The organism is Denitromonas ohlonensis (genome assembly GCF_007625205.1).
GTDB classification, from domain to species: Bacteria; Pseudomonadota; Gammaproteobacteria; order Burkholderiales; family Rhodocyclaceae; genus Nitrogeniibacter; species Nitrogeniibacter ohlonensis.
Genome location: NZ_VMNI01000005.1, coordinates 51,911 through 76,715 on the forward strand (window position 1 = coordinate 51,911; position 24,805 = coordinate 76,715).

The 24,805-nt window shown below is 65.4% G+C and carries 23 protein-coding genes; 7 read left to right on the top strand and 16 right to left on the bottom strand.

All coding sequences use genetic code 11. The features are described 5' to 3' along the window. Positions 1-5: 5 nt before the first annotated feature. A complete protein-coding gene (gene pdxA / locus FHP89_RS04970) occupies positions 6-998 on the top strand; it encodes a 4-hydroxythreonine-4-phosphate dehydrogenase PdxA (protein WP_144179479.1) in 993 nt (330 codons plus the stop codon). Then, positions 995-1,774, top strand: coding sequence for a 16S rRNA (adenine(1518)-N(6)/adenine(1519)-N(6))-dimethyltransferase RsmA (rsmA, locus tag FHP89_RS04975; RefSeq protein WP_144179480.1), 780 nt, complete (start codon positions 995-997; stop codon positions 1,772-1,774). The genes pdxA and rsmA overlap by 4 nt, the downstream gene beginning before the upstream one ends. 50 nt (positions 1,775-1,824) lie before the next feature. Here rsmA and FHP89_RS04980 read toward each other — a convergent pair whose 3' ends face one another. Further along, on the bottom strand, positions 1,825-2,016 hold the full coding sequence (locus FHP89_RS04980; protein ID WP_144179481.1) for a YgaP family membrane protein: 192 nt from the start codon (positions 2,014-2,016) through the stop codon (positions 1,825-1,827). Between the two features lie 389 nt (positions 2,017-2,405). Between FHP89_RS04980 and FHP89_RS04990 the strand changes: the two genes are divergently transcribed. Beyond that, a complete protein-coding gene (locus FHP89_RS04990; protein WP_222105316.1) occupies positions 2,406-5,390 on the top strand; it encodes an EAL domain-containing protein in 2,985 nt (994 codons plus the stop codon). Positions 5,391-5,464: 74 nt separating this feature from the next. Here the strand turns inward: FHP89_RS04990 and FHP89_RS20905 are convergent, their stop codons facing one another. Next, positions 5,465-5,605 (bottom strand): hypothetical protein, encoded by a 141-nt coding sequence (locus FHP89_RS20905; protein ID WP_186300401.1) that lies wholly within the window; start codon positions 5,603-5,605, stop codon positions 5,465-5,467. On the opposite strand from FHP89_RS20905, the gene FHP89_RS04995 reads away from it, so the two are divergent. Both FHP89_RS04995 and FHP89_RS05000 read left to right on the top strand, forming a co-directional pair. Next, a complete protein-coding gene (locus FHP89_RS04995) occupies positions 5,547-7,172 on the top strand; it encodes a methyl-accepting chemotaxis protein (RefSeq protein ID WP_144179484.1) in 1,626 nt (541 codons plus the stop codon). The genes FHP89_RS20905 and FHP89_RS04995 overlap by 59 nt on opposite strands. 91 nt (positions 7,173-7,263) lie before the next feature. Beyond that, positions 7,264-8,151 (top strand): toll/interleukin-1 receptor domain-containing protein, encoded by an 888-nt coding sequence (locus tag FHP89_RS05000; protein ID WP_144179485.1) that lies wholly within the window; start codon positions 7,264-7,266, stop codon positions 8,149-8,151. A 4-nt stretch (positions 8,152-8,155) separates the two neighbouring features. Here the strand turns inward: FHP89_RS05000 and FHP89_RS05005 are convergent, their stop codons facing one another. The 6 genes from FHP89_RS05005 to FHP89_RS05030 all read right to left on the bottom strand — a co-directional run bounded on the left by FHP89_RS05005 (position 8,156) and on the right by FHP89_RS05030 (position 12,681). Next, positions 8,156-8,809 (bottom strand): Crp/Fnr family transcriptional regulator, encoded by a 654-nt coding sequence (locus tag FHP89_RS05005; RefSeq protein ID WP_144179486.1) that lies wholly within the window; start codon positions 8,807-8,809, stop codon positions 8,156-8,158. After that, a complete protein-coding gene (locus FHP89_RS05010) occupies positions 8,793-9,530 on the bottom strand; it encodes an alpha/beta fold hydrolase (protein ID WP_186300388.1) in 738 nt (245 codons plus the stop codon). Before FHP89_RS05010 ends, FHP89_RS05005 begins: the two co-directional genes overlap by 17 nt. Beyond that, entirely contained in the window at positions 9,527-10,288 is a 762-nt protein-coding gene (xth, locus tag FHP89_RS05015) for an exodeoxyribonuclease III (protein WP_144179488.1), read from the bottom strand. The genes FHP89_RS05010 and xth overlap by 4 nt, the downstream gene beginning before the upstream one ends. A gap of 66 nt (positions 10,289-10,354) precedes the next feature. Continuing rightward, positions 10,355-11,248, bottom strand: a complete 894-nt coding sequence (locus tag FHP89_RS05020; RefSeq protein ID WP_186300389.1) for a GGDEF domain-containing protein — start codon at positions 11,246-11,248, stop codon at positions 10,355-10,357. Positions 11,249-11,302: 54 nt separating this feature from the next. Further along, positions 11,303-12,373 (bottom strand): cobalamin B12-binding domain-containing protein, encoded by a 1,071-nt coding sequence (locus tag FHP89_RS05025; RefSeq protein ID WP_144179490.1) that lies wholly within the window; start codon positions 12,371-12,373, stop codon positions 11,303-11,305. Positions 12,374-12,381: 8 nt separating this feature from the next. Continuing rightward, a complete protein-coding gene (locus FHP89_RS05030; protein WP_144179491.1) occupies positions 12,382-12,681 on the bottom strand; it encodes an antibiotic biosynthesis monooxygenase family protein in 300 nt (99 codons plus the stop codon). 163 nt (positions 12,682-12,844) lie between these two features. On the opposite strand from FHP89_RS05030, the gene FHP89_RS05035 reads away from it, so the two are divergent. Next, positions 12,845-14,641 (top strand): EAL domain-containing protein, encoded by a 1,797-nt coding sequence (locus FHP89_RS05035; RefSeq protein ID WP_144179492.1) that lies wholly within the window; start codon positions 12,845-12,847, stop codon positions 14,639-14,641. A gap of 19 nt (positions 14,642-14,660) precedes the next feature. Here FHP89_RS05035 and FHP89_RS05040 read toward each other — a convergent pair whose 3' ends face one another. The 3 genes from FHP89_RS05040 to FHP89_RS05050 all read right to left on the bottom strand — a co-directional run bounded on the left by FHP89_RS05040 (position 14,661) and on the right by FHP89_RS05050 (position 18,682). Further along, the gene (locus FHP89_RS05040) at positions 14,661-16,730 is read right to left on the bottom strand and encodes a M3 family metallopeptidase (protein WP_144179493.1); all 2,070 of its coding nucleotides are present in this window, start codon (positions 16,728-16,730) and stop codon (positions 14,661-14,663) included. 145 nt (positions 16,731-16,875) lie between these two features. Continuing rightward, positions 16,876-17,649: a DUF2189 domain-containing protein gene (locus FHP89_RS05045; RefSeq protein ID WP_144179494.1), complete on the bottom strand. Its 774-nt coding sequence runs from the start codon at positions 17,647-17,649 to the stop codon at positions 16,876-16,878. Positions 17,650-17,746: 97 nt separating this feature from the next. After that, positions 17,747-18,682 (bottom strand): phosphoribosylaminoimidazolesuccinocarboxamide synthase, encoded by a 936-nt coding sequence (locus tag FHP89_RS05050; RefSeq protein ID WP_144179495.1) that lies wholly within the window; start codon positions 18,680-18,682, stop codon positions 17,747-17,749. Positions 18,683-18,945: 263 nt separating this feature from the next. On the opposite strand from FHP89_RS05050, the gene FHP89_RS05055 reads away from it, so the two are divergent. Beyond that, complete coding sequence (locus tag FHP89_RS05055; protein WP_260851478.1) at positions 18,946-19,161, top strand: glycine zipper 2TM domain-containing protein; 216 nt, start codon at positions 18,946-18,948, stop codon at positions 19,159-19,161. A gap of 12 nt (positions 19,162-19,173) precedes the next feature. On the opposite strand, the gene FHP89_RS05060 is transcribed toward FHP89_RS05055, so the two are convergent. The 5 genes from FHP89_RS05060 to fba form a co-directional block, all read right to left on the bottom strand. Then, positions 19,174-20,196: a hypothetical protein gene (locus FHP89_RS05060; RefSeq protein ID WP_144224963.1), complete on the bottom strand. Its 1,023-nt coding sequence runs from the start codon at positions 20,194-20,196 to the stop codon at positions 19,174-19,176. Further along, entirely contained in the window at positions 20,196-21,674 is a 1,479-nt protein-coding gene (locus FHP89_RS05065) for an MBOAT family O-acyltransferase (protein WP_144179497.1), read from the bottom strand. Before FHP89_RS05065 ends, FHP89_RS05060 begins: the two co-directional genes overlap by 1 nt. A 142-nt stretch (positions 21,675-21,816) precedes the next feature. Beyond that, positions 21,817-23,109: a DUF3422 family protein gene (locus FHP89_RS05070; RefSeq protein WP_144179498.1), complete on the bottom strand. Its 1,293-nt coding sequence runs from the start codon at positions 23,107-23,109 to the stop codon at positions 21,817-21,819. A gap of 93 nt (positions 23,110-23,202) precedes the next feature. Further along, complete coding sequence (locus FHP89_RS05075) at positions 23,203-23,631, bottom strand: gamma-glutamylcyclotransferase family protein (protein ID WP_144179499.1); 429 nt, start codon at positions 23,629-23,631, stop codon at positions 23,203-23,205. Positions 23,632-23,692: 61 nt separating this feature from the next. Further along, positions 23,693-24,757: a class II fructose-bisphosphate aldolase gene (gene fba, locus FHP89_RS05080; protein ID WP_144179500.1), complete on the bottom strand. Its 1,065-nt coding sequence runs from the start codon at positions 24,755-24,757 to the stop codon at positions 23,693-23,695. Between the last annotated feature and the right edge of the window lie 48 nt (positions 24,758-24,805).

Genomic DNA, 24,805 nt, shown 5'->3' on the forward strand with positions numbered 1-24,805 from the left:
CGCTGATGAGTGCATCCTCCACGCCGGTGCTGGCGGTAACCAGTGGCGAGCCTGCCGGCGTCGGGCCGGAGCTGTGCCTGCAGTTGGCCGCGCAGCCCTGGCCGGGGCGGGTGGTCGTGCTGGCCGATGCCGATCTGTTGGCCGAGCGACTCGGTGCAACGGGCCAGACGCTGACGCTCCATCCCTACCAGCGCGATATCGCGCCGCCGCCCGGCGCACTCGAAGTGCTCGATGTGCCCTTGTCGGTGCCCGCGGTCGCCGGGCAGCTCGACCCGGCCAATGCCCGCCCCGTGCTGAGCATGCTCGACCGGGCGATTGAAGGCTGCGTGAGTGGCGAGTTTGCGGCCATGGTCACCGCGCCGGTGCACAAAGGCATCATCTGCGATGCGGGCGTGCCCTTCTCCGGGCATACCGAATATCTCGCCGAGGCCACGGCCACCGGCCGGGTGGTGATGATGCTGGTCGGTGGCGGCTTGCGGGTCGCGTTGGTCACCACCCATCTGCCGCTGTCGGCCGTGCCGGGCGCCATCACGCCGGCGGCCCTGGCCGAAACGCTGGCGATTCTCGATCAGGATTTGCGAACCCGCTTCGGGCTCGCATCGCCGCGCATTCTGGTGGCCGGGCTCAATCCGCATGCGGGCGAGGGCGGCCACATGGGGCGCGAAGAAATCGACGTCATCGCGCCGGTGCTCGATCGCTTGCGCTCGACCGGCATGCAATTGATCGGCCCATTGCCCGCCGATACGCTGTTTGTTCCTCATACCCTCGAGCAAGGCGATGCCGTGCTCGCGATGTACCACGATCAAGGACTGCCGGTGCTCAAACACGCCAGCTTTGGCGGCGGCGTGAACGTCACGCTCGGGCTGCCGATCATCCGTACCTCGGTCGACCACGGCACGGCACTGGATCTGGCCGGCACCGGCCGTGCCGACCCCGGCAGCCTGTTTGCTGCCGTGAAACTGGCCTTCGACATGGCCGCCGGGGGCGCCCGGTCATGATCCATCAGGCGCGCAAACGCTTCGGCCAGAACTTTCTGTCCGACCCCAACATCATTCGCAAGATCGTCGACAGTATCGCCCCGCAAGCCGGGCAGCGCATGGTCGAGATCGGCCCCGGCCTGGCGGCCATGACCGATCCCTTGCTCGAACGCCTGGGCAAAATGGCGGTGGTCGAGATCGACCGCGACCTGATCGCGCTGCTCAAGGAACGCTACAGTCCGGACGCGCTGACCATCCATGAAGGCGATGCGCTCAAGTTCGATTTCGGCGCGCTGGGGCCGGATCTGCGCATCGTTGGCAATCTTCCCTACAACATCTCGACGCCCATCCTGTTCCATCTGGCGGACTTTGCGGACCAAGTGCGCGACATGACCTTCATGCTGCAAAAAGAGGTCGTGATGCGCATGGTGGCCGATCCGGGCTCGAGTGAATACGGCCGTTTGTCAGTGATGCTGCAGTACCGTTTCCGCATGGGGCGCTTGTTTGATGTGCCGCCGGGCGCGTTCCGTCCGGCGCCCAAGGTGATGTCGAGCATCGTGCGGCTGGTGCCGCGCCCCACGGAATCGCTGGAGGCCAAGGACGACGCCTTGCTGCGCAAGATTGTCACCGCCGCCTTCGGGCAGCGGCGCAAGACCCTGCGCAATACGCTGCGCGATTTTATCGACGAGGCGGGCTTGAGTGCACTGGGCATCGATCCCGGGAAACGCGCCGAGCGGCTCTCGGTGGCGGACTATGTCGCCATCACCAACGCCTGCTACGCGAAGCGGGCGGCATAAAAAGCAACACGCCGGGCAAGCCCGGCGTGTTGCTTTTGAGCGGTCTGCGTTCAGCTCTTCTTCATCGGGCAGGTGTTCATGCCCAGCAGCGTGTAGGCCGGGCACCAGCCCAGCGCGCCAGTGGCCAGCGGCACAACGCCAATCCAGGCCCACACCGGCCCACCCATCAGCGCCCAGGCAATGAGTCCGATCCCTGCGACGATGCGCAGGACTTTGTCGATTCCACCAACGTTCAGTTTCATGGCCAGCTCCTTGTTCCAGAATTGCGAAAGTGGGCCTATTAGACTGCGCCGCGATGTGGCGCGTCTGTAACCTTGGTTACACAGTGATCGTGGGTAAGGTTTGGGCGGGTAGCGCAAGCGGCGGGCTGTCCCGGCCGGGGGCGGTGTCGGCGACCGAAATGGCAGGGCCGGCAGCGCGACTGCCGGGGGCGTCGGGCGCGGCGAGCTGGTTCGTGACGGCGCTGGTCATGGCGGTCGTCATGCCTCATTCATTTTCGCGGCTCAAGTGTGGGCGTGCGCGGTCGATAGTTGACTTGAGTTTTCGGGATTCTGCGCCGCTGCGCGCAGCGTGAGGATGCATGCGGATTCGCGCCTTCCTTTGTCGGCTGAGTGTCTGCGCGTTATTCGCCTTGAGCGTCTTCGCGCTCAGCGGTGTACCTGACGCGCAGGCCGAAAACGCGCCAGCACCATTGCAACTCAGTCGCGCCGAGAAAGCCTGGCTGGCTGAGCACCCGGTGATTCGGGTGGGTATCGACCCCGGCTACGCGCCGTATTCCTTTGTGGATGCCAACGGCGAGTTTTCGGGCGTCGCGGCGGTGTTTTCCGCGCGGATTTCCGATGCGCTGGGGGTGCGATTTGAACCGGTCGTCCATCTGAGCTGGCCGGAACTGGTCGAGGCGCTCAAGGCGCGCCGCATCGATGCAATTGCCACGATGGTGCGCTTGCCCGAGCGTGAGGCCTATGCCGCCTTCACCGAGATCTATCTGCCGACCCCACTGGTGGTCATGACGCAGCACAGTGCCCCCCAGCTGGAGTCGGTCAACGCGCTGGCCGAGCTGCGCCTGGCGCTGGTCAGAGAGTATTCGTCGAGCAAGCAGGTGATGAGCCGCTACTCATCGCTGAAGCCGTCCTACGTCGAGACGCCGCTCGATGGGTTGCGCGCACTGTCGGCGGGCGAGGTGGACGCCTATGTGGGTGTGCTGGGCGTCAATACCTATCTCGCCGAACAGCACGGCATGTCGAATCTCAAGGTCAATGCCGCCTTTGACATGCACAACAACGGCCAGCGTTTCGCGGTGCGCAGTGATTGGGCCGTACTGGCGAATCTGATCGACAGGGTGCTTGGCCGCATCGGTGCGCAAGCGCGCGCGGATATCTTCCGGCCGTGGATTTCGGTGTCCGCCGAGCGTGTGCTGGTGATTGACTACGCGCCTTTGCTGAAGCGTTACTTTCCGTGGATTTTCGGCGCTGGCGCGCTCGCACTGCTTGGCGCACTGGCGATGGTGCTGATGAATCGCCGATTGCAGTATGAGCTGGCACGACGCGAAGCCGCCTGGACCGAGAGCGAAGTGCGATTCCGGGCCACCTTCGATCAGGCGGCGGTCGGCATAGCGCATGTGGCGCCGGATGGCCGCTGGATTCGGGTGAATCGGCGGCTGAGTGAGATTGTCGGCTACTCGCCGGAGGTGTTGCTCACCAAAACCTTTCAGGACATCACGCATCCCGACGACCTTGATGCGGACCTTCAGCAACTCCAGCGCACCCTGGCCGGTGAGATCTCCGGCTACACCATGGAGAAGCGCTATTTTCATCGCGACGGCCATGTCATCTGGATCAACCTGACGGTCTCTCTGGTGCGGCGTGCTGAGGGCGTGCCAGACTATTTCATCTCGGTCGTCGAGGACATTTCTGAACGACGTCGATCGGCGGAGGCCCGCCGGCAAGCCGCAGCGGTGTTCGAGAGCACGCGCGAAGGCATCATCATCACCGATCTGAACCGCCGGATTCTGGCGGTCAACCCCGCGTTTACCGATATCACGGGTTATGCCGCTGAGGAGGTGCTGGGCAAGTCGCCGGCGATTTTGCAGTCGGGGCACGAGAGTGAGGAGCTCTACCAGAGCATGTGGGCGAGCATTCATGCGCTGGGGCATTGGCAGGGCGAGGTCTTGAATCGGCGCAAGAACGGCGAGCTCTTCCCCGAGTTGCTGACCGTCAGCACCGTACGCGATGCCGCAGGGCTGCCGTCGCAGTATGTGGCCTTGCTGACCGATCTGAGCCGGCTTCGGCGCTCCGAAGCCCAGCTGGCACATCTGGCGCACTACGACCCGCTCACCGATTTGCCCAATCGCTTGCTGGTGCAGTCCCGCCTGGACCATGCGCTCGAAACGGCGCAGCGCGAAGGCGGCCTGCTGGCGGTCATGTTCATCGATCTGGACCGCTTCAAGGATGTGAACGACAGCCTGGGTCATCCGGTGGGTGACGAATTGCTGGTGGCGATCGCCCAGCGCATGCGCTCGCGCTTGCGCGAGTCGGACACGCTCGCCCGCCTAGGCGGCGATGAGTTTCTGGTGGTGCTTGAAGACATCCACCGCCCCGAAGACGCGGCCGAGGTGGCGCAGGGCTTGATCCGTCTGCAGGACGCCCCCATTCGTCTGCCAAGCGGTCACGAGGTGTATGTCGGGGTCAGCATCGGCATCAGCCTGTATCCGAATGATGGCGACACCACCACCGAGCTGATTCGCCAGGCGGACGCCGCCATGTATCAGGCCAAGAGTCAGGGGCGCAACACATTTCGCTTCTATACCGCCGCGCTCACCGAGGCGGCTGATCAGCGTCTGGCCATGGAGGGGCGCTTGCGGCGCGCCTTGCTGGCGGGTGAATTCGTTGTCCACTATCAGCCCCAGTTCATCGCCGCCACGGGCGAGATTGTTGGCTGCGAGGCCCTGGTACGTTGGCAGGATCCGGACGGCAGTCTGGTTCCGCCCGCCAGTTTCATCCCCCTGGCCGAAGACACCGGGCTGATTGTGCCGCTGGGGCGTTGGGTGCTCGAAACCGCCTGCGCCCAAGCGCAAGCCTGGCGTGCGGCGGGGGTGGCCGATCTGGTGATTGCGGTCAATCTGTCGGGCCGTCAGCTGCAACAGCGCGATCTGGTGTCGGTGGTGGCTGAGGTGCTTGAGCGCACCGGTTTGCCGGCCGATCGGCTCAAGCTCGAGCTGACCGAAAGCATGATCATGGACCACGGTGAAGAGGCCATCGCCTTGCTGCGCGCGCTCAAGGCGCTCGGCGTGAGCCTGTCGATTGACGATTTTGGCACCGGCTACTCTTCCCTGGCGTATCTCAAGCGCTTTCCGATCGATGAAATGAAGATCGATCGCGGCTTTGTGCGCGAAACCCCCGATGACGCCAGCGATGCCGAGATCGTCGCCACCATCATCGCCATGGCGCGCAACCTCAAGCTGCGCGTGGTGGCCGAAGGCGTCGAGACACAGCGGCAGCTCGATTTTCTGATCGGACTCGGCTGCAGCGCCTGCCAGGGCTTCCTGGTTAGCCCCGGCCTGCCGGCTGATGAATTTGCGGCCTTTGTCTCGCGTGTGCGCACCGACGAGCTGAACTGAGACGGATAAAACCCCGGCGTGTTGCGGTGCGCCAAGCTGTTGCGGCGCATCCAGAGGGGCGTTCCTCGCCTTGATCAAAAAAATTGTGCTTTTGCAATAAAGCACAGCGCGTTGGTGCCGTTGATCTGCGTTGATAACAACGATGAGGGAGCCGCCATGCGCAGTTTGTCCGACACCCCGATCTGGCTGCGGTTGACCGCCGTGATCTGGGTCATGCTGATGTTTGCTTTCGGCGGCTTGATTGCCTGGGAAACACAGGTGAACCGGGAGACCGCCGTCGACCAGGCGCGTGCCTTCGCCCTGTCCGTCCACGACATGACCATGGCGAGCCTGACGGGGATGATGATCACCGGTACGGTCGGACAGCGCGATGTGTTTCTCGACCAGGTCAAGGAGCTGTCGTCGGTGCGTGGCTTGCGGGTCATTCGCGGCGAGGCGGTCCGCGCCCAGTTCGGGGCCGGCTCGGCGGGCGAGTCCACCGGTCTGGACGCGCTGGAGCAGGCGGCGATGCGCCAGGGCCGCGCCCAGTTCGAGGTGCAGAATTCCGGCGAGGCCGGGCAGGCGCTGCGCGTCGTCGTGCCGGCGCTGGCCTCGACCAACTATCTGGGCAAGAACTGCATCTCCTGCCATGTGGTCCCCGAGGGCACGCCGCTGGGCGCGGTGAGCATGCGCATCTCGCTTGACGAGGTCGATGCGGCAGTGAGCAGTTTTCGCAACAAGAGCATCCTGTTCGCGGCGCTGGTTTCGGTGCCCTTGATGCTCTGCGTGTTTCTGTTCATTCGTCGCTTTGTCACCACCCCGCTGGCGCACATGAGCGCCGGGCTGGAAGAGATTGCCGCCGGCGGTGGCGACCTGACCCGTCGTCTGACGGTCGAGCGCCAGGACGAGATCGGGCGCACGGCGCGCAGCTTCAACCGCATGCTGGGCACGGTGGGCGACCTGGTCCGCCAGGTCAGCACCTCGGCCGGGGAGGTCGCGCGTGCGGCCCGCGAGGTGTCGACGGGGGCCCGTCAGGTGGCCGGCGGTTCGCATCAGCAGCGGGTGCAGACCGACGCCGCCGCCACCGCGGTCGAGGGCTTGATGGAAAACATCGCCCATATTGCCGGCAGCGCGGAGGCGGTGCGCGCTCGCTCACACGAGAGTCTCGAGCGTTCGCAGGCGGGGCAGAAAAGCCTGACCCGCCTGATCGGTGAGGTGACCGAGGTCGAATCGGCGGTCAGCGAGATGGCCGATACTGTCGAGGCCTTCGTGGCGTCGACTGCGGCGATTTCCCATATGACGCAGGAGGTGCGGGAGATTGCCGACCAGACCAACCTGCTCGCGCTCAATGCGGCCATCGAAGCGGCGCGGGCGGGCGAACAGGGGCGTGGCTTTGCCGTGGTCGCTGACGAGGTGCGCAAGCTGGCCGAGAAGTCGGCCCGCTCGGCGGGCGAGATTGACGCCATCACGCGTACCCTGTCGACGCAGTCCGGGTCGGTCAAACGTTCGCTGAGCAGCGGCATGGATCGTCTGGCCACCAGCCGAGCGGTGGCGCAGGAGGTGGCCAGCGGGCTTGATGCGGCGAATGCGTCGGTGGCCGAGGTGCGCGGCGGGCTGGATCAGATCGCCCAGACCACCGACGACCAGCGCACCGCCAGCCAGAGCGTGACCGACAGCATCGAGGCCATTGCCGAGATGGCGCGCAAGAACGATGCTGCGGTCAGCCAGACGGTGAGTTCGGCCGAGCAGATGGAGGCGCTCGCCGGCGAGTTGCAGGGGGCGGTCTCGCGCTTCACCGTCTGACGGGGCGGGCCGGCAGGCGCTGGCCCGTTTGGCCTGGCATGGGGACTGTCGCTCCACTAGAGTGAAGGAGCGCGACCACCGACCGGAACCCATGAGTCAGATCTTCATCTCCTATCGACGCGAAGACAGCGCCGGCCATGCCGGTCGGCTGGAAGATGCGTTGGAGCGCCACTTTGGCGCGGGCAGCGTGTTTCGTGATGTCGAAGACCTGCCGCCGGGCCAGCCCTTTCCCGCCGCACTTCAAGCACGCTTGCACAGTGCCGATCTGGCGCTGGTGTTGATCGGCCCGCGCTGGCTCAGTGCCGAGCGCGATGGCGTGCAGCGCCTGAGTTTGCCGGACGACTATGTCCGTATGGAGGTCGCGCGGGCGCTGGGCCGGGGCATCCCCGTGGTGCCGGTGCTGCTCGACGAAGCGACCCTCCCCACCGAAGACCAATTGCCGTCCGACCTGCAGCCCTTGGTGCAACGGCACGCGGTGCGGGTCTCGGATGCCGGCTGGGCCGACGATGTGGCGCGCTTGATCAGCGCGTTGACGGCCGAGCTGGGCGACCAGGGCGCGCCACCGTCGATGCATCGTCGCGTCGCGTTGGCCGGCGTGGTGGCGGCGCTGGCGACCGGCGTGTGGTGGTGGCTGGGGCCGCAAGCGCCGCCGTTTCCGGCGGGCGCCTGGCAAGCCGAGGTGCGCTATCACTGGGGCGACACCTATCAGGAGCGCTTCGAGTTTGAATTGGCGGGCAATGCCGTGCTTGGCAGCGCCAGCTTTGTGGGGCGCGCCCGCGCCTTGGAAGAGGCCACTTGGACCGACGGGCAGCTCTCTTTTGTGACCCATTCCGAATCGACCATGGGCAGCGAAACCCGCACCAGTACGCATCGCTACTTCATCACCCGCGAGGGCGAACAGCTCAAGGTGCGCTACAGCACCGCCGGGGGCTTCGAGTCGCCGCCGCCCATGGTGTTTACGGCGTCGCCGGCAAAGTAGGCGTTCAGCCGCTGGCCATGCGCCGTAGCCCGGCAGCGTCGACAATCTCGATCTGCTCGCGCGACAGCTTGACCAACCCCTGCGCGGCAAAGCCCTTGAGCAAGCGGCTGACAATCTCGCGCACGCTGCCCAGTTCGTCGGCCAGTTGCTGGTGCGTGGTGTGTAGCAGCCGGCCTTTGCCGAGCAAGAGTGCGGCGAGGCGCTGGTCGAGTTTGTGAAAGGCGACTTCTTCGATCAGGTGCATCAGATCGGCGATGCGGTCGGCAAACAGATGGAAGACAAAGCCGCGAAAGGCCGGTTCGGCGAGCAGTTCGTCGAAGACGGCCTTGGGCAGCAGTACCAGTTCGGTATCGGTTTCGGCGATGCCGCGGGCGTTGTAGTCTTCGTGGCCGAGCAGGCAGGACGATGAGATCACGCAGGTCTCGCCCGGCGCGACCCGGTAGAGCGGCAGTTCGCGGCCACTGGCCGAGGCCTTGATCACGCGGATCGAGCCCTTCACCACAAACGGAAAACCCTCGCAGGCTTGGTGGTCGTCGAACAGCACCGTGCCGGCGGGCACCTGCATGGTGTGAAGCCGCGCCATGACCGTGTCGCGTACGGCGGGGGGCAGCTCGGAGAGGACGGGGTAGCGGTCGGCGAGTTCAGCGGTGGCGGTCATGATCGGATTGCCCGTGTTGAGGGGGTAGCCAGTCGAGCACGGTGTCGATGGCTTGTGCTGGCAGTGCGTGGTGAGTGGCGTCGAGTTGCAGCCACCGACTCGCCGGATGCGCGCCCGCCTGCCGGAAAGCATAGTCGATTCCGGGGGGCGCTGCGCCATCGCTACGCTCGGCCAGCCACAGCATGGGCAGCGGCGCGGGGAGGCGTCGACAGTTGTCGGGCCAGGCGGCGGCGCCCTCCGGCGCGAAGTAGCTGAGGTAGTGGTCGGGGCGGATGCGCAGTTGGCGGGGCCGCCCCTGATGCACATCGATGAGCGGCATGCGCGTCTGGCCACGGCCATTCGCCAAGGCCTGTTTTGCGATGCTGAGTGAGGCGGCGGTGTGGCCGTCGGCGGCGAGCCGCTCGGGGAAGTGGCCGGGGGCGAGCAGAATCAGTCCATCGACGCCGCCGCGATGCACGGCCGTGGCCAGCGCGGCGCAGGCGCCGAGGCTGTGTCCGCACAGGATGACGCGAGTGCAGCCGGCGTGGCGCAGGGCGGCGGCTTCGTCGGCGATCTGATCGAGCGCGGTGTCAAAAGAGGCGTCGTACAGGCGGCGCAACGCCCATGGCAGGGTCGGCAGGCGCCAGCGGTGGCCGGCGGCGGTGAGCGCGTCGGTCAGTGCCGCGATGGCGAAGGGCGCTTGATCCCACTTGCCATGCAGCAGGACGACGCCCGTGCTCACTTGGTCAGTTCGATCAATACCGGGGCGTGGTCGGACGGGCGCTCGAGCTTGCGCGGTGCGGTGTCTGTCCAGCAGCGGCGGCATTCGGCCACCAGCGGGTCGGAGATGAGCAGGTGGTCGATGCGCAGGCCGAAGTTTCGTTCGAAGGCGTTCATGCGGTAGTCCCACCACGAGAAGGCTTTGTCGTCCTGGTCGAACAGGCGGAAGGCGTCGGTGAGGCCGAGCAGTTCGAGGGCGACGAAAGCCGCGCGCTCGGGGGCGGAGACATGGATCTCGTCTTTCCAGGCCGGGTGGGCGTCGCGGTCTTCGGGGGCGATGTTGAAGTCACCGGTCAGCACCAGTCGGGGGTGTTGGCGCAGCTCGTCGCGCACCCACTCGGTGAGGGCGGCGAGCCAGTCCAGCTTGTAGGCGAACTTGTCGGAGCCGACCGCCTGGCCGTTAGGGAAGTAGCCGCAAATGACGCGAACATCGTCGATTGTGGCGGCGATGATGCGCTTCTGCGGGTCATCGAAGCCCGGGATGTCTTTGATGACATCGACCGCCGCGTGTCGGCTGAGAATCGCCACGCCGTTATAGGTTTTTTGTCCGTGGAACACCGCTTGGTAGCCGGCCGCTTGGATCTCGGCCAGCGGAAAGACCGAGTCCTCCATCTTCAATTCCTGCAGGCAGAGCACGTCGGGCTGTTCCGCGGCCAGCCAGTCGAGCACATGCGGCAGGCGGACTTTGAGGGAGTTAACGTTCCAGGTGGCGATCTTCATGGCGGGGCGTCGGGAGAGGGAGCGGCCATTGTGCCAGCGACCTTGCCTTGCGACCAAGCCGCCGCGTCAGGGGGGCGTCTCGGTGGCTGCGGGAGCGCGGTTGTCGGCAATCTCGACGCGGTTTCGGCCATTGGCTTTTGCGCGGTAGAGCGCAGCGTCGGCGCGGGCGAAGAGGTCGCGCCCGGTGTCGTCGGTGTGGCGGCGGGCGACGCCGAAGCTGAGTGTGATGCGGCCGATCAGCGGGAGGTCGATGTTTTCAATGCCTTGGCGCAGGCGCTCGGCGTAGGTGCGTACCGCGTTGCGGCTCAGGCCGGGTGCGAGGATGACGAACTCCTCGCCACCGAATCGCGCCACAAAATCCGAGTCGCGCGATTGCTCGCGCAAGGCGGCGGCCACTGCCGTGAGCGCCTGGTCGCCGGCGTCATGGCCCCAGGTGTCGTTGACGTGCTTGAAATGGTCGATGTCGGCAATGATCAGCCACACCGGCGTGTCGTCCGCATCGCCATTGGCGAAGGTCTCTTGGGTGTGGGAGTCGAGCGCGCGCCGGTTGGCGATGCCGGTGAGCGGGTCGGTCAGTGAGAGCCGCCGGATGGTCGCCTCGCTGCGGGTGAGCTGGTGGTTGGCGCGTGCCAGTTCGCGCTGGGTGGTGACCAGCGCGGCATTCACTTCCATCAAGGTGTCGGTCGCGGTGAGGATGTGGTCCAGATCGTAGCCGGCGACAACCCGCAGGCGTTGCGGGTCGGCCTCGATGCGCCCACGCAGCGAGCTCATGCGGTCACCGGGGCCATTCACCGTGATCAGTCCTTCGAAACAGACGCGGATGCCGTCGTCTGGCAGATCGAACCGGATGAGCATGGGCTCGGCGAACAGTTGCCAGGCGCCGATGTTTTCGTCGCTGAGCAGTCGGCGGAGGCCGGCATTGCCGTAGTGCAGGGTCATGTTGGCGTCGAATTCGGCCACCACAACTGATTCGAGAGCGTCTAGCGCGTCGGGAAGTGAAGGCAGGCCCATGGCTCAGTGTGGCAGAAGCGCGCGTGCGGCGAGCGCTGCGTCTTCAGCGGTGGGGCCGAGCCATTGGGCGTCCAGCGTGTCGGCCAGCGACGGGAACTGGTTGAACACCAGGCCGCCGACGATGACCTTGGGGCAGGCGTCGCCAAGGTGCTGGCGCAATGTGGCCAGTGTCGTCCTGAGGGCGCGCAGGTGCTGCGGCAGCGATGCCGACAGGCACAGGACATGGGGGGCGTATTCGCTGCACTGGCTGAGCAGTGCGGGCAGCGGGGTGTTGCCACCGAGAAACTGGGCTTGCCAGCCGTCCATCTCGAAGGCGTCTGACACCATGCGCAGGCCGACGTCGTGATGGTTGCCGGGTGTGCAGGCGAACAGCGCCCGCCCGCCGTTGTCGTCGGCCGGCAGGACCTGACCGAAGGCTGCGGCCATCAAGGACTGGGAGATGGCCGTGGCGAGATGCTCCTGCGCGACGCTGGCGCGGTTTTCTTGCCAGGCGCGACCAATGGCGTACATGGCGGGTTGGATCACGTGGACTTCGCTGCCGATCAGCGTGCTGCTTCGGTCAAGCGCCCTTTCGAACAACCGCTGAGCGCCCCGTCGTTCTCCCTTGAGAATGGCGTCGCGGAAGGCGTCGGCTTCATCCCAGGGGTCGGGGCCGGGGCGGTCGTAGGCGGGCGGTGGGGCGCCGCTGGCCAGGTGGATCACGCCGGTGTTCAGCACATGGCTGAGGGTGTCGGCCGCGGCCGTCGGCAAGGCGCCACGATAGAAAGCATCGAGGTGGCGCAATGAGTCCGGCAGCGAGCCGGTCGGCACGCCACGGCTGCGCAGCACCTCGGCGAGCCAGGCCAGATAGCTGAGAAAGGCGTCGGCCTGACCGCTCTCGAGAGCGGGTTCGAGAAAGTCCAGGTGGTAGGCGATGTCTTCGGCGCAGGCGGCCCGGCCACGCGGTCCGAAACGGGCAAAGACTGCCGGGTGCGCGGCTTCGCTGGCCGCTAGGGCGTGGGCAATGGCGGCATCCCGAAGCGCGGAAAACGCCGTGAGCTGCTCGGGGTCGAGGGGGGCGAAAGTCGCGCTCATGATCCGATCTACTCCGCGACGCGCTCGAAGCGGGTGATGTGGTTTTCACCGGGCTTGAGGCGCAGGCCGGGTGGCATCCCCTTGTGCGCATCCTTGAAGGCGTGGCTGTGGTGCCAGGCGTCAAACGTGGCTTCGTCGTCCCACCAGGTCATCAACCAGAATTCGGCTGGCTCGCCCATTGGGCGTAGGACCTCCATGCGCTGAAAACCGGGGGCGCTGTCGACGCCATGCGGGCGGTGAACAAAGGCCGCCCTAACGGCCTCTTCCATCCCGTTGGCAATGACGAATCGACTCACGGCGACAAACATGCGCGCCTCTCCGGCGGTTGTTCAGCTTCATCAGGGTCAACGGCGACGGCGCGGCACTCTTGAGCGCGGGCGCCTGTGCGTGTCATGAAAAGTTCATTCAAGGTCGGCGTGTTGTTGTCGATCACTCAGCCGAAAGCATTAGGTGCGGCGCACAAGGAATACCATGACTCCGGCTCGTTTCAATCCCATCCACGCTAAGCGCATCCAGCCACTGATCGAGGGCGATGGGCTGCATTTCGTGTTTCAGCCGATTGTCGGCCTCAAGGCCGGTGACGTGTACGCCTACGAGGCGCTGGTGCGGGGGCCAGCAAACACGGCGTTTGCCACCCCTGACGCCTTGCTTTACGCGGCGCGCCAGGCCGGCATGACGGAACTCTTCGAGCAGCGTTGCTGCGAGCTGGCGATCGAGGCCTTTGCACGACAGCGCCTGGGCGGCAAGCTGTTTCTCAATGTCAGCGCGCCGACCCTGCAGCGCATTGCGGTCGGCGCCGGGGGGCATGTACTTCAGTTGGCGCGTGAGGTCGGTGTCGCGCCAGAGCGGCTGGTGTTCGAGCTGACAGAGCATGAGCGTGTCGAGGACATTGCGGCACTCGAGGCGGCAGTGGCGACGCTGCGTGCCGAGGGGCCGCAGCTGGCGATCGACGATTTTGGCGATGGGCGCTCCAGCCTGCGTCTGTGGTCGCAGCTCAATCCGGAAGTGGTCAAGATCGATCGCTATTTTGTCCACGAGGTGCACCGCGACAGCCGCAAGCTGGAGGTGTTGCGTACGGTGATGGGGCTGGCCAAGGCCTTTGGCACGCCGCTGGTGGTCGAGGGGGTCGAGACGGCCGAAGAGCTGGCGGTGGTGCGCGATCTGGGTTGCCGGTTTGCGCAGGGCTTCTTTCTCGCCCGCCCGCAGGCCGAACCGCCGCGCGTCTTGAGTGAGGCGGTGATGGCGGTGCTGCGTTCATCGAAGCTTGCGGTCTTGCCCAGCGCCCCCCAACATGCCGACCCCTTGCTGACCGTCGACGCGCTGCGCATTGCCGCGCCCACGGTCACGGCAAGCCAGACTTGCCAGGGTGTACTGCGTCTGTTTTCGGCGCATCCGGCGCTGCATGCGGTGGCCGTGCTGGAAGGCGAGACGCCAATCGGCCTGATTCATCGGCAGATGTTCGTCGACCAGCTGGCGCGGCCGTTTCATTCGGATCTGTTTGGCCGGCGCTCCTGCACGCTGTTCATGAACGCCGAGCCGCTGCGGGTGGACCGGGCGAGCACCATCGACTCACTGGTGAGCGTTCTGATGGGTGAAAACCAGGGGTATCTGAGTGAGGGCTTCATCCTCACCGATGGCGGGCGTTACGCCGGGCTGGCCACCGGCGACGGCCTGGTGCGGGCGGTAACCGAGCGGCGCATCGAGGCGGCGCGCCTGGCCAATCCGCTGACCTGTCTGCCGGGCAACCTGCCGATTACCGCGCATATCCGGCGTCTGCTTGATGCTCGTGCCGACTTTGCCGCGGCCTATTTCGACCTCAACAATTTCAAACCTTACAACGACCGCTATGGCTACTGGCGGGGCGACGAGATGATCAAGCTGGCGGCCAGCGCCATCTCGGCGCAGTGCGACAAGACCTGTGACTTTCTGGGGCATGTCGGCGGGGACGATTTCGTGGTGCTGTTCCAGAGCGCAGACTGGGCGGCGCGCTGCCGGGCGGTGATCAGCAGTTTTGGCGAGAAGGCGCCGTCGTTGTACGACGATGCCGAGCGGGCGCAGGGCGGACTTGATGCCGAGGACCGGCGTGGCTTCAAGGCCTTCTTCCCGATTACATCCTTGTCCGTCGGGGTGGTGGTGATTCCGCGCGACTGTCAGCGCGACCCGGAGGCGATCGCCTCGGCGGCCGCGGCGGCGAAGAAGGTGGCCAAGGGGCGGCCGGACTACTTCCATGTGCTGCCGGCCGAGGTGTGCTGCGCCGAGGCGGCCTGAGCCGCCCCGGAGGCAGCCATTACGCCGCTTCGAGCATGCCGCTGTGGCGTAGCAGGGCGTCGACCTGTGGTTCGCGGCCACGGAAGGCGATGAAGGATTCCAGCGCCGGGCGGCTGCCGCCGACGGCGAGGATCTCGCGCCAGAAGCGCTGGCCGGTGGCGGCGTCGAGCAGGCTGCCACGGCCTTCGCCGGCTTCTTCGAAGGCCGCGAAGGCGTCGGCCGAGAGCACCTCGGCCCATTTGTAGCTGTAATAGCCGGCCGAATAGCCGCCCGCGAAGATATGCGAAAAGCTCAAGGGGAAGCGGTGCCAGGCCGGTGTTTTGGTGACGGCCACTTCCTTGCGCACGTCTTCAAGCAGGCTCAGCACGGTGTCGATGGGCACCGGCTGAGTCGCGTCCACTTCGTGATAGAGGCGCAGGTCGAAGAGGCTGAATTCGAGCTGGCGTACCATCTGCATGCCGCTCTGGAAGTGGCGGGCGGCGAGCATCTTGTCGAATAGCTCGCGTGGCAGTGGCTCGCCCGTGTTCACATGCGCGCTCATGCCGCTGAGCACATCCCACTCCCAGCAGAAGTTTTCCATGAACTGGCTGGGCAGCTCGACGGCATCCCATTCCACGCCGTGAATGCCGGAGACGGCGACTTCATCGACCTCGGTGAGCAGATGGTGCAGGGCGTGGCCGAACTCGTGGAAGAGCGTGACCACGTCGTCGTGGGTGAGCGTCGCGGGCTTGTCGCCGACCGGCGGCGAGAAGTTGCACACCACGTAGGCGACCGGCGTAAGCAGACGGCTGCCGCTGCGCTGACGGTTGCGGGCGGAGTCCATCCAGGCGCCGCCGCGCTTGGTGTCGCGGGCGTGCAGGTCGAGGTAGAGCTGGCCGATGAGCTGGCCGGCGCGCTCGATACGCAGCACTTTGACGGACGGGTCCCACACGGCGGCGCGGTCGTGACTGAGCTGCACGCCGTAGAGCGATTCGATGACGCCGAACAGCCCGTCGAGCACGCGCGGCTCAGGGAAGTATTGGCGCACCTCGTTTTCAGAGAAGGCATAGCGCGCCTGGCGCAGCTTCTCGCTGGCATAGCCCATGTCCCAGGGGTTTAGTTCGGCGATGCCCAGTTCCTTGGCCGCGAAGGCTTTCAGTTCGGCCAGATCGCGTTCGGCGTAGGGCTTGGCCTTGACGCCGAGTTCGCGCAAAAAACTGAGTGCGTGCTCGGGGCTGTCGGCCATCTTGGGCACCAGCGACAACTCGGCATAGCTGGCGTAGCCGAGCATCTTCGCCTCTTCGGCCGCGAGCGCGAGCAGGCGGCCGATGATCGGGCCGTTGTCCCACTCGGGCTTGCCATGCTCGGAGGCGCGGGTGCCGTTGGCGCGGTACATCACTTCGCGCAGGCGGGCGCTGTCGGCGTACTGCATCACCGGCACGTAAGAGGGCGCCTGCAAGGTGAACTTCCAGCCGGGGCGGTCTTCTTTCTCTGCCGCAGCGCGGGCGGCGGCGACCACGTCCTCCGGCAGGCCGGCCAGTTCGGCTTCGTCGGTGACCCATTCGGCGAAGGCGTTGGTGGCGTCGAGCAGGTTTTCGGAGAACTTGGCGCCGAGGGCGGATTGTTCTTCGGAGATGGCCTTGAAGCGCGGCTTTTGTGCCTCGGGTAGTTCGGCGCCGGAGAGCCGGAAGTCACGCAGTTCGTGGTCGATGATGCGTTGGCGAACCGGTGACAGGTTGGCGTATTCGGCGCTGTCGTGCAGCGCGCGGTATTTGCCGTAGAGCGCTTCGTTTTGCCCCAGTTCGGCGTAAAAGCCGCTGATTTCTGGCAGCAAGTCGTTGTAGGCAGCACGCCACTGCGGCGTGTCCATCACGCTGTGCATGTGGCCGACCACGCCCCAGGCGCGGCCGAGGTGCTCGGTGGCTTCGGTCATGGGGATGACGAAATCGTCCCAGGTGGCCGGGGTGTCGGCGGCTTCGAGGGTGGCCAGCGTGGTGCTTGCGGTGTCGAGCAGATGGCGGATCGCCGGCTCGACATCGGCCGGGGTGATGCGGTCGAAATGCGTCAGGTCGGTGAAGTCGAGCAGGGGGTTGTCGGAGACAGCGGACATGGCGGTTCCAGAAAGGCGAATGGGCCGATTGTAGGCAAACTCGGCCGCGACTGCGCGGCGGCGGTCGGGCCGAAGGGGGTTAGGAAACAGATCGGGGCGTGGGGCGGGGAATCAACCCCCCCCCGGCGCAGCGGCCGGGGGTAAGTTAATCCACCAGGTCGCGGTAGGCGTGCCAGGAGGCGTGGCCAAGCAGCGGCAGCAGGATCGCCATGCCGACCATCAGGGTGGCAAAGCCGAGCAGCATCAGCACGACGATGAGCACCGCCCAGACCAGCATGGGCAGCGGGTTGGTGGCGACGGCCCGGATGCTGGTGGCCATGGCCGTCATCATGTCGGTGTCGCGCCCCATCATCATCGGAATGGCGATGACCGTGGCGCTGAATACCACCGTGGCCAGGATGCCGCCGACGGCGATGTAGGCCAGCACCAGCAAGGTGTAGTCACCGGAGAAGAAGATCGACTGGAAGAAATTGCTCAGATCGGGCACGTTGTCGGCATAGAACAGTGCAAAGACCACGGCCGAGACGCGCTCCCAGACGATCAGCATCAGGGCCAGCAGGATGCCGAAATGAAACAGCACGTCGGCACGCTGGCGGAGGCCGGCGAGCGAAGCGCGCAGGCTGGTGCGTTCGCCGGCTTCATGGCGCCGCGAAATCTCATACAGCCCGGCAGCGGCGAGCGGGCCGATCAGCAAGAAGCCGGAAATGGCGGTGGAGAACAGATACGGCCGCGGTGCGGCGAACATCAGCAGCAGATAGCCGACGAGTGCAAAGAACAGCCCATAGGCGAGGCTGGCGCTAAGGTTTTCGCGCATGTCGGACCAGCCGCGCTGAAGCCAGTCGAGCGGTCGTTGCGGGGGGACTTCGCGGATGCGGGGGAGGTCGAAATGCTGCGACAGAAAGTCGGCATGTCTGTCCATGAATACGCTCCAGATCAGAAAGGGTATCCCCGTCAATCTAGAACGCATTCACGGCGAAGGAAAGCTGCACTGCGGCATGGCGCGCCGCAGGGCAGGTTCAGCCGAGCTGACGGCCGGTCAGGCGCTCGTAGGCTTCGACATACTTGGCACCGGTGCGGGCCGCCACATCGGTGGGCAGGCGCGGGCCGGGCGCGGTTTTGTTCCAGTCCAGCGTTTCGAGGTAGTCGCGCACGTACTGCTTGTCGTAGGACGGCGGGCTGATGCCTTCGCGGTACTGGTCGGCCGGCCAGAAACGGGAGGAGTCGGGCGTGAGCGCTTCGTCGATGAGGTGCAGCGTGCCGGCGGCGTCGACGCCGAATTCAAACTTGGTGTCGGCAATGATGATGCCGCGGCCGGCGGCGTAGTTGGCCGCCTCGGTGTAGAGCTGCAGGGCAGCCTTGCGGGCCTCTTCGACCAGTTGGGCGCCGTTCTTGCCGGTGCCGGCCAGCAGGCCGGAGAGTACGGCGGCGGTGCGGGTCTGGGCTTCGGCGAAGGAGATGTTCTCGTCGTGGTCGCCCACGTCGGCCTTGGAGGCGGGGGTGAAGATCGGCGACGGCAGCTTGGCGGCCTGCTTGAGGCCGGCCGGCAGGGTGATGCCGCAGATCGCGCCGGTTTGCTGGTAGTCCTTCCAGCCCGAACCGATCACATAGCCGCGCACCACCGCCTCGATCGGCAGCGGGGCGAGCCGTTTGACCACCAGCGCGCGGCCAACGACCTGATCGCGCTCGTCCGGGGCTACGACAGTCTCCGGCGCGATGCCGGTGAGCTGGTTGGGCACCACATGGGCCAGCCGGTCAAACCAGAAGCCGGCCAGCGCGGTGAGCACCTCGCCTTTGCGCGGAATCGGGTCGGGCAGGATCACGTCGAAGGCGGACAAGCGGTCGGAGGTGACGATCAGCAATTTTTCGTCATCAACAGCGTAGATGTCGCGCACTTTGCCGCGAGCGAGCAGGGGCAGGGAAGTGATGCTGGACTGGAACAGGGGCGTGGTCATGGAGGTCGGCCAGAACGGGTCAAAGCGGAATTATAGCGGGGCTTGGCGGCTGTCGTGGACTCGGCGGTGTGCGGTTGATCGACGGTAATCGGATGTAACGCCCATGTCCCCTCCAATGACGTGATATCGGCGGTTTTGTTGAGATGTTCGCGCCACCGATGGGGGGTGCCGACACGCGCGGATACATCTGCGATGCACTCCCGCGCGTTGTCGCGGTCCACCGGACAGGAATGAAAACATTTTCGTTCGTCCGAGGAGGCCATATGAAAACGCAGATGTTTGGTGTGTTGGCAGGGATCGTATTGCTGGCTACGAGCGCATGCAGTACATGGGACAACTTGTCCGCCCGCGAGCGCAGCGCCGCGATTGGCGCCGGCGTGGGCGGCGTGGCCGGAGCGGTGATGACCGATGGCGGGGTGCTTGGCACCATCGGCGGCGCGGCGGTTGGCGGGGTGATCGGGGATCAGGTCGGGAAATAGCGGCCGTTGAGCTTAGTCGCCGCGAAGCGCCTCTGCCGCCGCCTCGGCCGCGATCTGGTGTCCGATCGGGTTCCAGTGGCCGTCGTAGGGACCGACCTCCAGCGATAGCGCGCTGGTGGCGTGCCAGGCGTCAAAGCGTGGTGCCAGATCGATCATCCGGGCGCCAGCGGTTTCGGCCATCTCCTTCAGGAGCGCCATGTGGGCGAGATTCCAGCTCATGTCGGTACTGCTGCGACCGCGTGGTCCGTCGATGAGCAGTACAGGAGGCTGCGCGGTCGGGGGTAGTGCATCGATAAAGCGGGCGATGATGGCGCGCGCCAGTTGTGGTGAAACGGGATCGGATTGGTTTTCGCCTGTGTGTTGTGCCGTTTTTTTTGAGCGTAGCGACGCCAGCAACGCGGACGGGTTGAACTTGAGTTGCGAGAATACGTACTGTGCCAGTGCCGAGTGCCGCGCCCAGGTTTTCAGCCCGCTGGCTGCTGGCCGCCGGAAGGCTTCGAGGGCGCCGGAGCCGGGGGTGATGCAGGGGCCTTGGTGGTTCCCCGATCCGCAAAGTGCTTGTCGCACGTCACCGACTTCCAGTACGAAGACGAAGCGCTGAACCCCCCATTGCTGGCTCGCGAGTTGGGCGCGTTCGGCATAGTCCAGCAAGCTGGATCCGGGGCCCCCCAGTGAATAGACGGTGGCGTTGTTCAGCACGCGTGCCAATGCGGGCCCGACCCGTTGATCCGGTGCGAGCATGTTGGCTTCGACGAAGCTGTCGCCGATCACGGCGATGGCGCTTGGGTTGGGCACGAAGTCCTGAGTGTCGACAAAGCCGAAGTTGTTGCTGCGCAGGCGTTGCGCGTTCTTCATGTCCCAGCCCGTCGACACCGTGAAGTCATGGTGCGGCGGATAGGTCAGGATGGTCGGGCTCACATGGTAGTCGACCATCGTGGCGCTTGAGACCGGCAGCAGGCGTAGGGTCAGCTCAAGGCCGATGACCGTGAGCAGGCCGCCAAGCAAGAGATAGAGGGCAGGGCGCAGCGTTTTCATCAGAAGTTGAAGTAAATGAACGCGCTGGCGGCCGAGCGCGTTTCGTTGATGAAAACCAGCAAGACGGCCAAGCTTAAACCGGTGCCGCCCAGTGTTGCGCAAAACCGTGGCCGTGCGCGGGTACGCGCCAGCAGGGCTTCACCGATGCGATTGCTGTTTGGGCAAAGAAAGGCCAGTGCGCCGAGTATGAGGCACCACGTCCAGCCGCGCATTGTGTCGAGCCCGGCGTTCCATAGCAGGACGTGGGGGCCGTCCGGCGGAATCGCCAGGCTCGTCATGCCGCTCAGTATCCTGCCGGCCGCACCGAAGCTCTCGGCCCGGAAAAACACCCAGCCGATGATCACCGCCAGCAGGGTGATTGCCCATGCGCTCAGGCGGTAGGCGAGGTGCTCACTCAAACGCGGCGCGTGCTTGGCGACTGTCGCCCGGAAGGCATGGTTGATTGCCAGATATAGCCCGTGCAGGCCGCCCCAGACGACAAAAGTCCACGCAGCGCCGTGCCAAAGGCCGCCGAGCAGCATGGTGATGAAGAGGTTGATGTAGCGCCGAGACGGCCCTTTCTGGCTGCCGCCGAGTGGAATGTAGAGGTAGTCGCGCAGGAACGCCGACAGGCTCATGTGCCAGCGGCGCCAGAAGTCGGAAATTGACAGGGCGCGATAGGGGGAGTTGAAGTTGTAGGGCAGACGGATGTTAAACATCCATGACAGCCCGATCGCCATGTCCGAGTAGCCCGAGAAGTCGAAGTACAGCTGGAAGGTGTAGGCCAGCGCACCGATCCAGGCTTCGGCAAGATCGGGCTGCGCGCCGGCTTCAGCGGCGTTGAAGACGGTGTCGGCATAGGGCGAAATCCCATCGGCAAGCACGACCTTCTTGAACAGGCCGAGCGCAAAGATCGCGAGACCGCCGATGAAGTTGCCGGTATTGAAGCGGTAGTTCGCTGCATCGCGGAACTGCGGCATCATTTGCGCGTGGTGGAGCACCGGGCCGGCGACCAGATGCGGAAAGTAAGTGACGAACAGGCCGTAGTGCGTAAATGCGAATTCACGCACGCCTTTCTGGTAGCCGTCGGCCAGGAAGGCGATCTGGGTGAAGGTGAAGAAGGAGATGCCAATCGGCAGCAACACCTCGCCCAAATGCCAGCCGGCGCCGACGAGCGCATTGACGCTGTCGACGAAGAAGTTAGCGTACTTGAAATAGCCCAGAAGCAGCAGGTTGACCGTGACGCCTACGATCAGCCAGCGCTTTGCGGCCGGTGTGCGCGCGCCGCGTGTGGCGATGCGGCGTCCGACGCTGTAGTTCCAGACGATGGAGCCGAGCAGCAGCGCCACGAATTCCGGCATCCAGTAGCCGTAGAAAAACACCGAGGCGGCGAACAGCCAGCCAGCCGCCAGCGTGCGATGGCGGCGAGGCAGCAGATAGAAGACAAGGGCAACGATCGGGAGATAGAGGAATGCAAAGGCCGCGCTGGTGAAGAGCATGGGTGCAGTCTGATCCCCGAGGCTAGTGCTTTTGTATTAGCCTAGATCATTCTGCGCTGCCATGCTGCTCCGTTTTGTAAACTGCCGTGTGGGCGGCTCGCTGTCTGTGCGCTGGCTATGGTGTGGCCGCGAGCCTCGTCGGTCAATGCCCGCCCGACTCCTCGGCCGCCAGTGCCTTGCGCATGCGCCGCATCCCCAGCGCGACCGCGGTGGCGATGATGGGGATGGTGATGGCGGTGAGGATCTCTGGCGTCAGCGGCTGGATGACATACTTGGCGCCCTTGGCCATGTAGTTGACCAGCTGCGAGGCGTAGTAGGTGATGGCGACCACCGACAGGCCTTCGACGGTCTCCTGCAGGCGTAGCTGAAGTTTGGCGCGGCGGTTCATCTGGCCGAGCAGCTCCTGGTTTTGCTGCTGCAGGGCAATGTCGACACGGGTGCGGAGCAACTGGCTGCTGCGGGCGATGCGGGCGGAGAGTTCTTCTTGGCGGCGGGCGATGGCGGCGCAGGTGTTGACGGCCGGCGCGAGGCGGCGTTCGATGAAGTCGGTGATGTTCGGGTAGCCGGCGTGGCGTTGTTCGCGCAGTTCGGCGGTGCGTTGCTGGACGAGCCGGTAGTAGGCCGCGGCCGCGCCGAATCGGTAGGTAGTGCGGGCGACGGCGTGCTCGACCTCGGTGGCCAGACGGGTGAGGCGGGTGAGGATGTCGCGCTCGTCGTTGGCGATGGCGGTCTGGCTCATGGCGTCCATCAGGTCGGCCAGTTCGTCTTCGGCGGCCTTGAGTGTCTTGCTGATGGCCTTGGCGACCGGGAAGGCCATGAGGGCCATCATTCGGTAGGTTTCAATTTCCAGAATGCGTTGTACGTTGCGGCCGGCCTGGCGGCGGTCGAGTCCGTCGTCAATGATCGTGAAGCGGGAGAAGCCGTCGTGGATCTGGAAATCGGTAAATAGCCAGCCGGCGCCATCGGCAAAACGCGTGACGATGATGGAGCGGTCTGGATCGGCCAGTTGGGCGGCGCGGGCTTCGGCGGGGTGTTTGCCGGCAGAGAGCACGGCCACGTTCGAGGCGACCATCAATTTGCCGGGAATGGCCTTGCGCCAGGCGGCAGGCACGGCGAGCAGGGCGGCGCTGTCTTCGGGTTCGGCGTCGTCGACGTCGCGCAGAAAGGTGTAGCTGGAGAACTCGTTGTGGCGCTCCCACTTGAGGCGGAAGTCGCCGGCGTCCAGCAGGAGGTGGCCTTTGGCAGTTTCGGGCAGCGCAATTTGCAGCTGACGGGCGAGTTGCTGAAGGTGATGGTGCTCCTGATCGCTGCTGCCGCTGTCGTGCACGAAGGCCAGGTAGCTGATGCGGGTCGGGCCGCGTAGCGGAATCGGCGGGCGTGAGTGGACTTCGTCGTTGAGGCTTTGCCGGAGCGGGTGTTCTTCAAACAGGGTCATGGGCGTAGGCACCGTGATGCGAGCGGCGTAGCGCCGGAAGCGGCCTACTTTAGCAGCCTGTTTTACGCCCGGGTAGGGCGGTGACGGCGCGGGTTACATGTCTGACCGGTCGGTCGGAAAATGTCGGCGTAGGAAGTGCGCTTTGTTGTGGCGCATGAAATGCTCGGCGTCCCAGTCGCCAGGCGCAAGCCGGTGTGCGTGGGCGGGGTGAAAGATAAAGGCCCAGGCGATGATGGTGATGCCATCGCGTGTCAGAGCCTCGACGGCTTCGCGCTGGTACTGCGCGCCTTCAAAGGTGTCGAGGCGCGCCAGCGCGGTGGCATCGCGCAGGTGATAGAGCACGCCGTCGACGCTCGAATCGCCGGCGGGGCGGATGCCGGGGTAGTCTTCGCCGCGCACCGGATGGCGGCGGTAGCCGTTCAGCCGAGCGGGTTCGGCGGGGCAGGATTGACCGGTGACGGCGCGAAAGATGTCGTCGCACATCAGCGAGCCGTAGGTGAAGCAGGCGGTCGGGGGTGTCATGGTGGGCCGGATGCGACAACGGCACCCGCAGGTGCCGTTGATGTCGCCCGAGTCGTGTGGATCAGCGCACGACCTGGGTGAGCTCGCCAGCCTTGTAGCGGGCGGCGATCTTGTCGAGCGAGACCGGCTTGATCTTGCTGGCCTGGCCAGCGCAGCCGAAGGCTTCGAAGCGCGCCTTGACCACCAGCTTGGCGGCCTCGCGGGCGGGTTTGAGGTATTCGCGCGGGTCGAACTTGGATGGGTTCTCGAACATGAACTTGCGGATCGCGCCGGTCATGGCCAGGCGGATGTCGGTGTCGATGTTGATCTTGCGCACGCCGTACTTGATACCTTCGACGATTTCCTCGACCGGCACGCCGTAGGTTTCTTTCATGTCGCCGCCAAACTCGCGGATGATCGCCAGCAGCTCTTGCGGCACCGAACTGGAGCCGTGCATGACCAGGTGGGTGTTGGGGATGCGCTGGTGGATGGCCTTGATGCGGTCGATGGCGAGGATGTCGCCGGTGGGCTTGCGGGTGAATTTGTAGGCGCCGTGGCTGGTGCCGATGGCGATCGCCAGGGCGTCGCAGTCGGTTAGCTTGACGAAGTCGGCGGCCTGGTCGGGGTCGGTGAGCAGCTGCGAGTGGTCCAGCTTGCCTTCGGCGCCGTGGCCGTCTTCCTCGCCGGCTTCACCGGTTTCGAGCGAACCGAGGCAGCCCAGTTCGCCCTCGACCGTCACGCCGATGGCGTGGGACATCTCGACCACCTTGCGGGTGACTTCGACGTTGTAGTCGTAGGAGGCCGGGGTCTTGCCGTCTTCGAGCAGCGAGCCGTCCATCATCACCGACGAGAAACCGGAGCGGATGGCGGTGAGGCACACCGCCGGCGACTGGCCGTGGTCCTGGTGCATGACGACGGGGATGTGCGGGTAGGCTTCGACGGCGGCGTCGATCAGGTGGCGCAGAAAGGCTTCGCCGGCGTATTTGCGGGCACCGGCCGAGGCTTGCATGATCACCGGGCTGTCGAGTTCGGCGGCCGCTTCCATGATGGCCTGGACCTGCTCCAGGTTGTTGACGTTGAAGGCGGGCAGGCCATAGCTGTGCTCTGCTGCATGGTCGAGAAGCTGTCGCATGGATACGAGCGGCATGGGTGTCTCCTGATTGGGGTCGAAGCGTGCCGGCGCATCGGGCGCCGG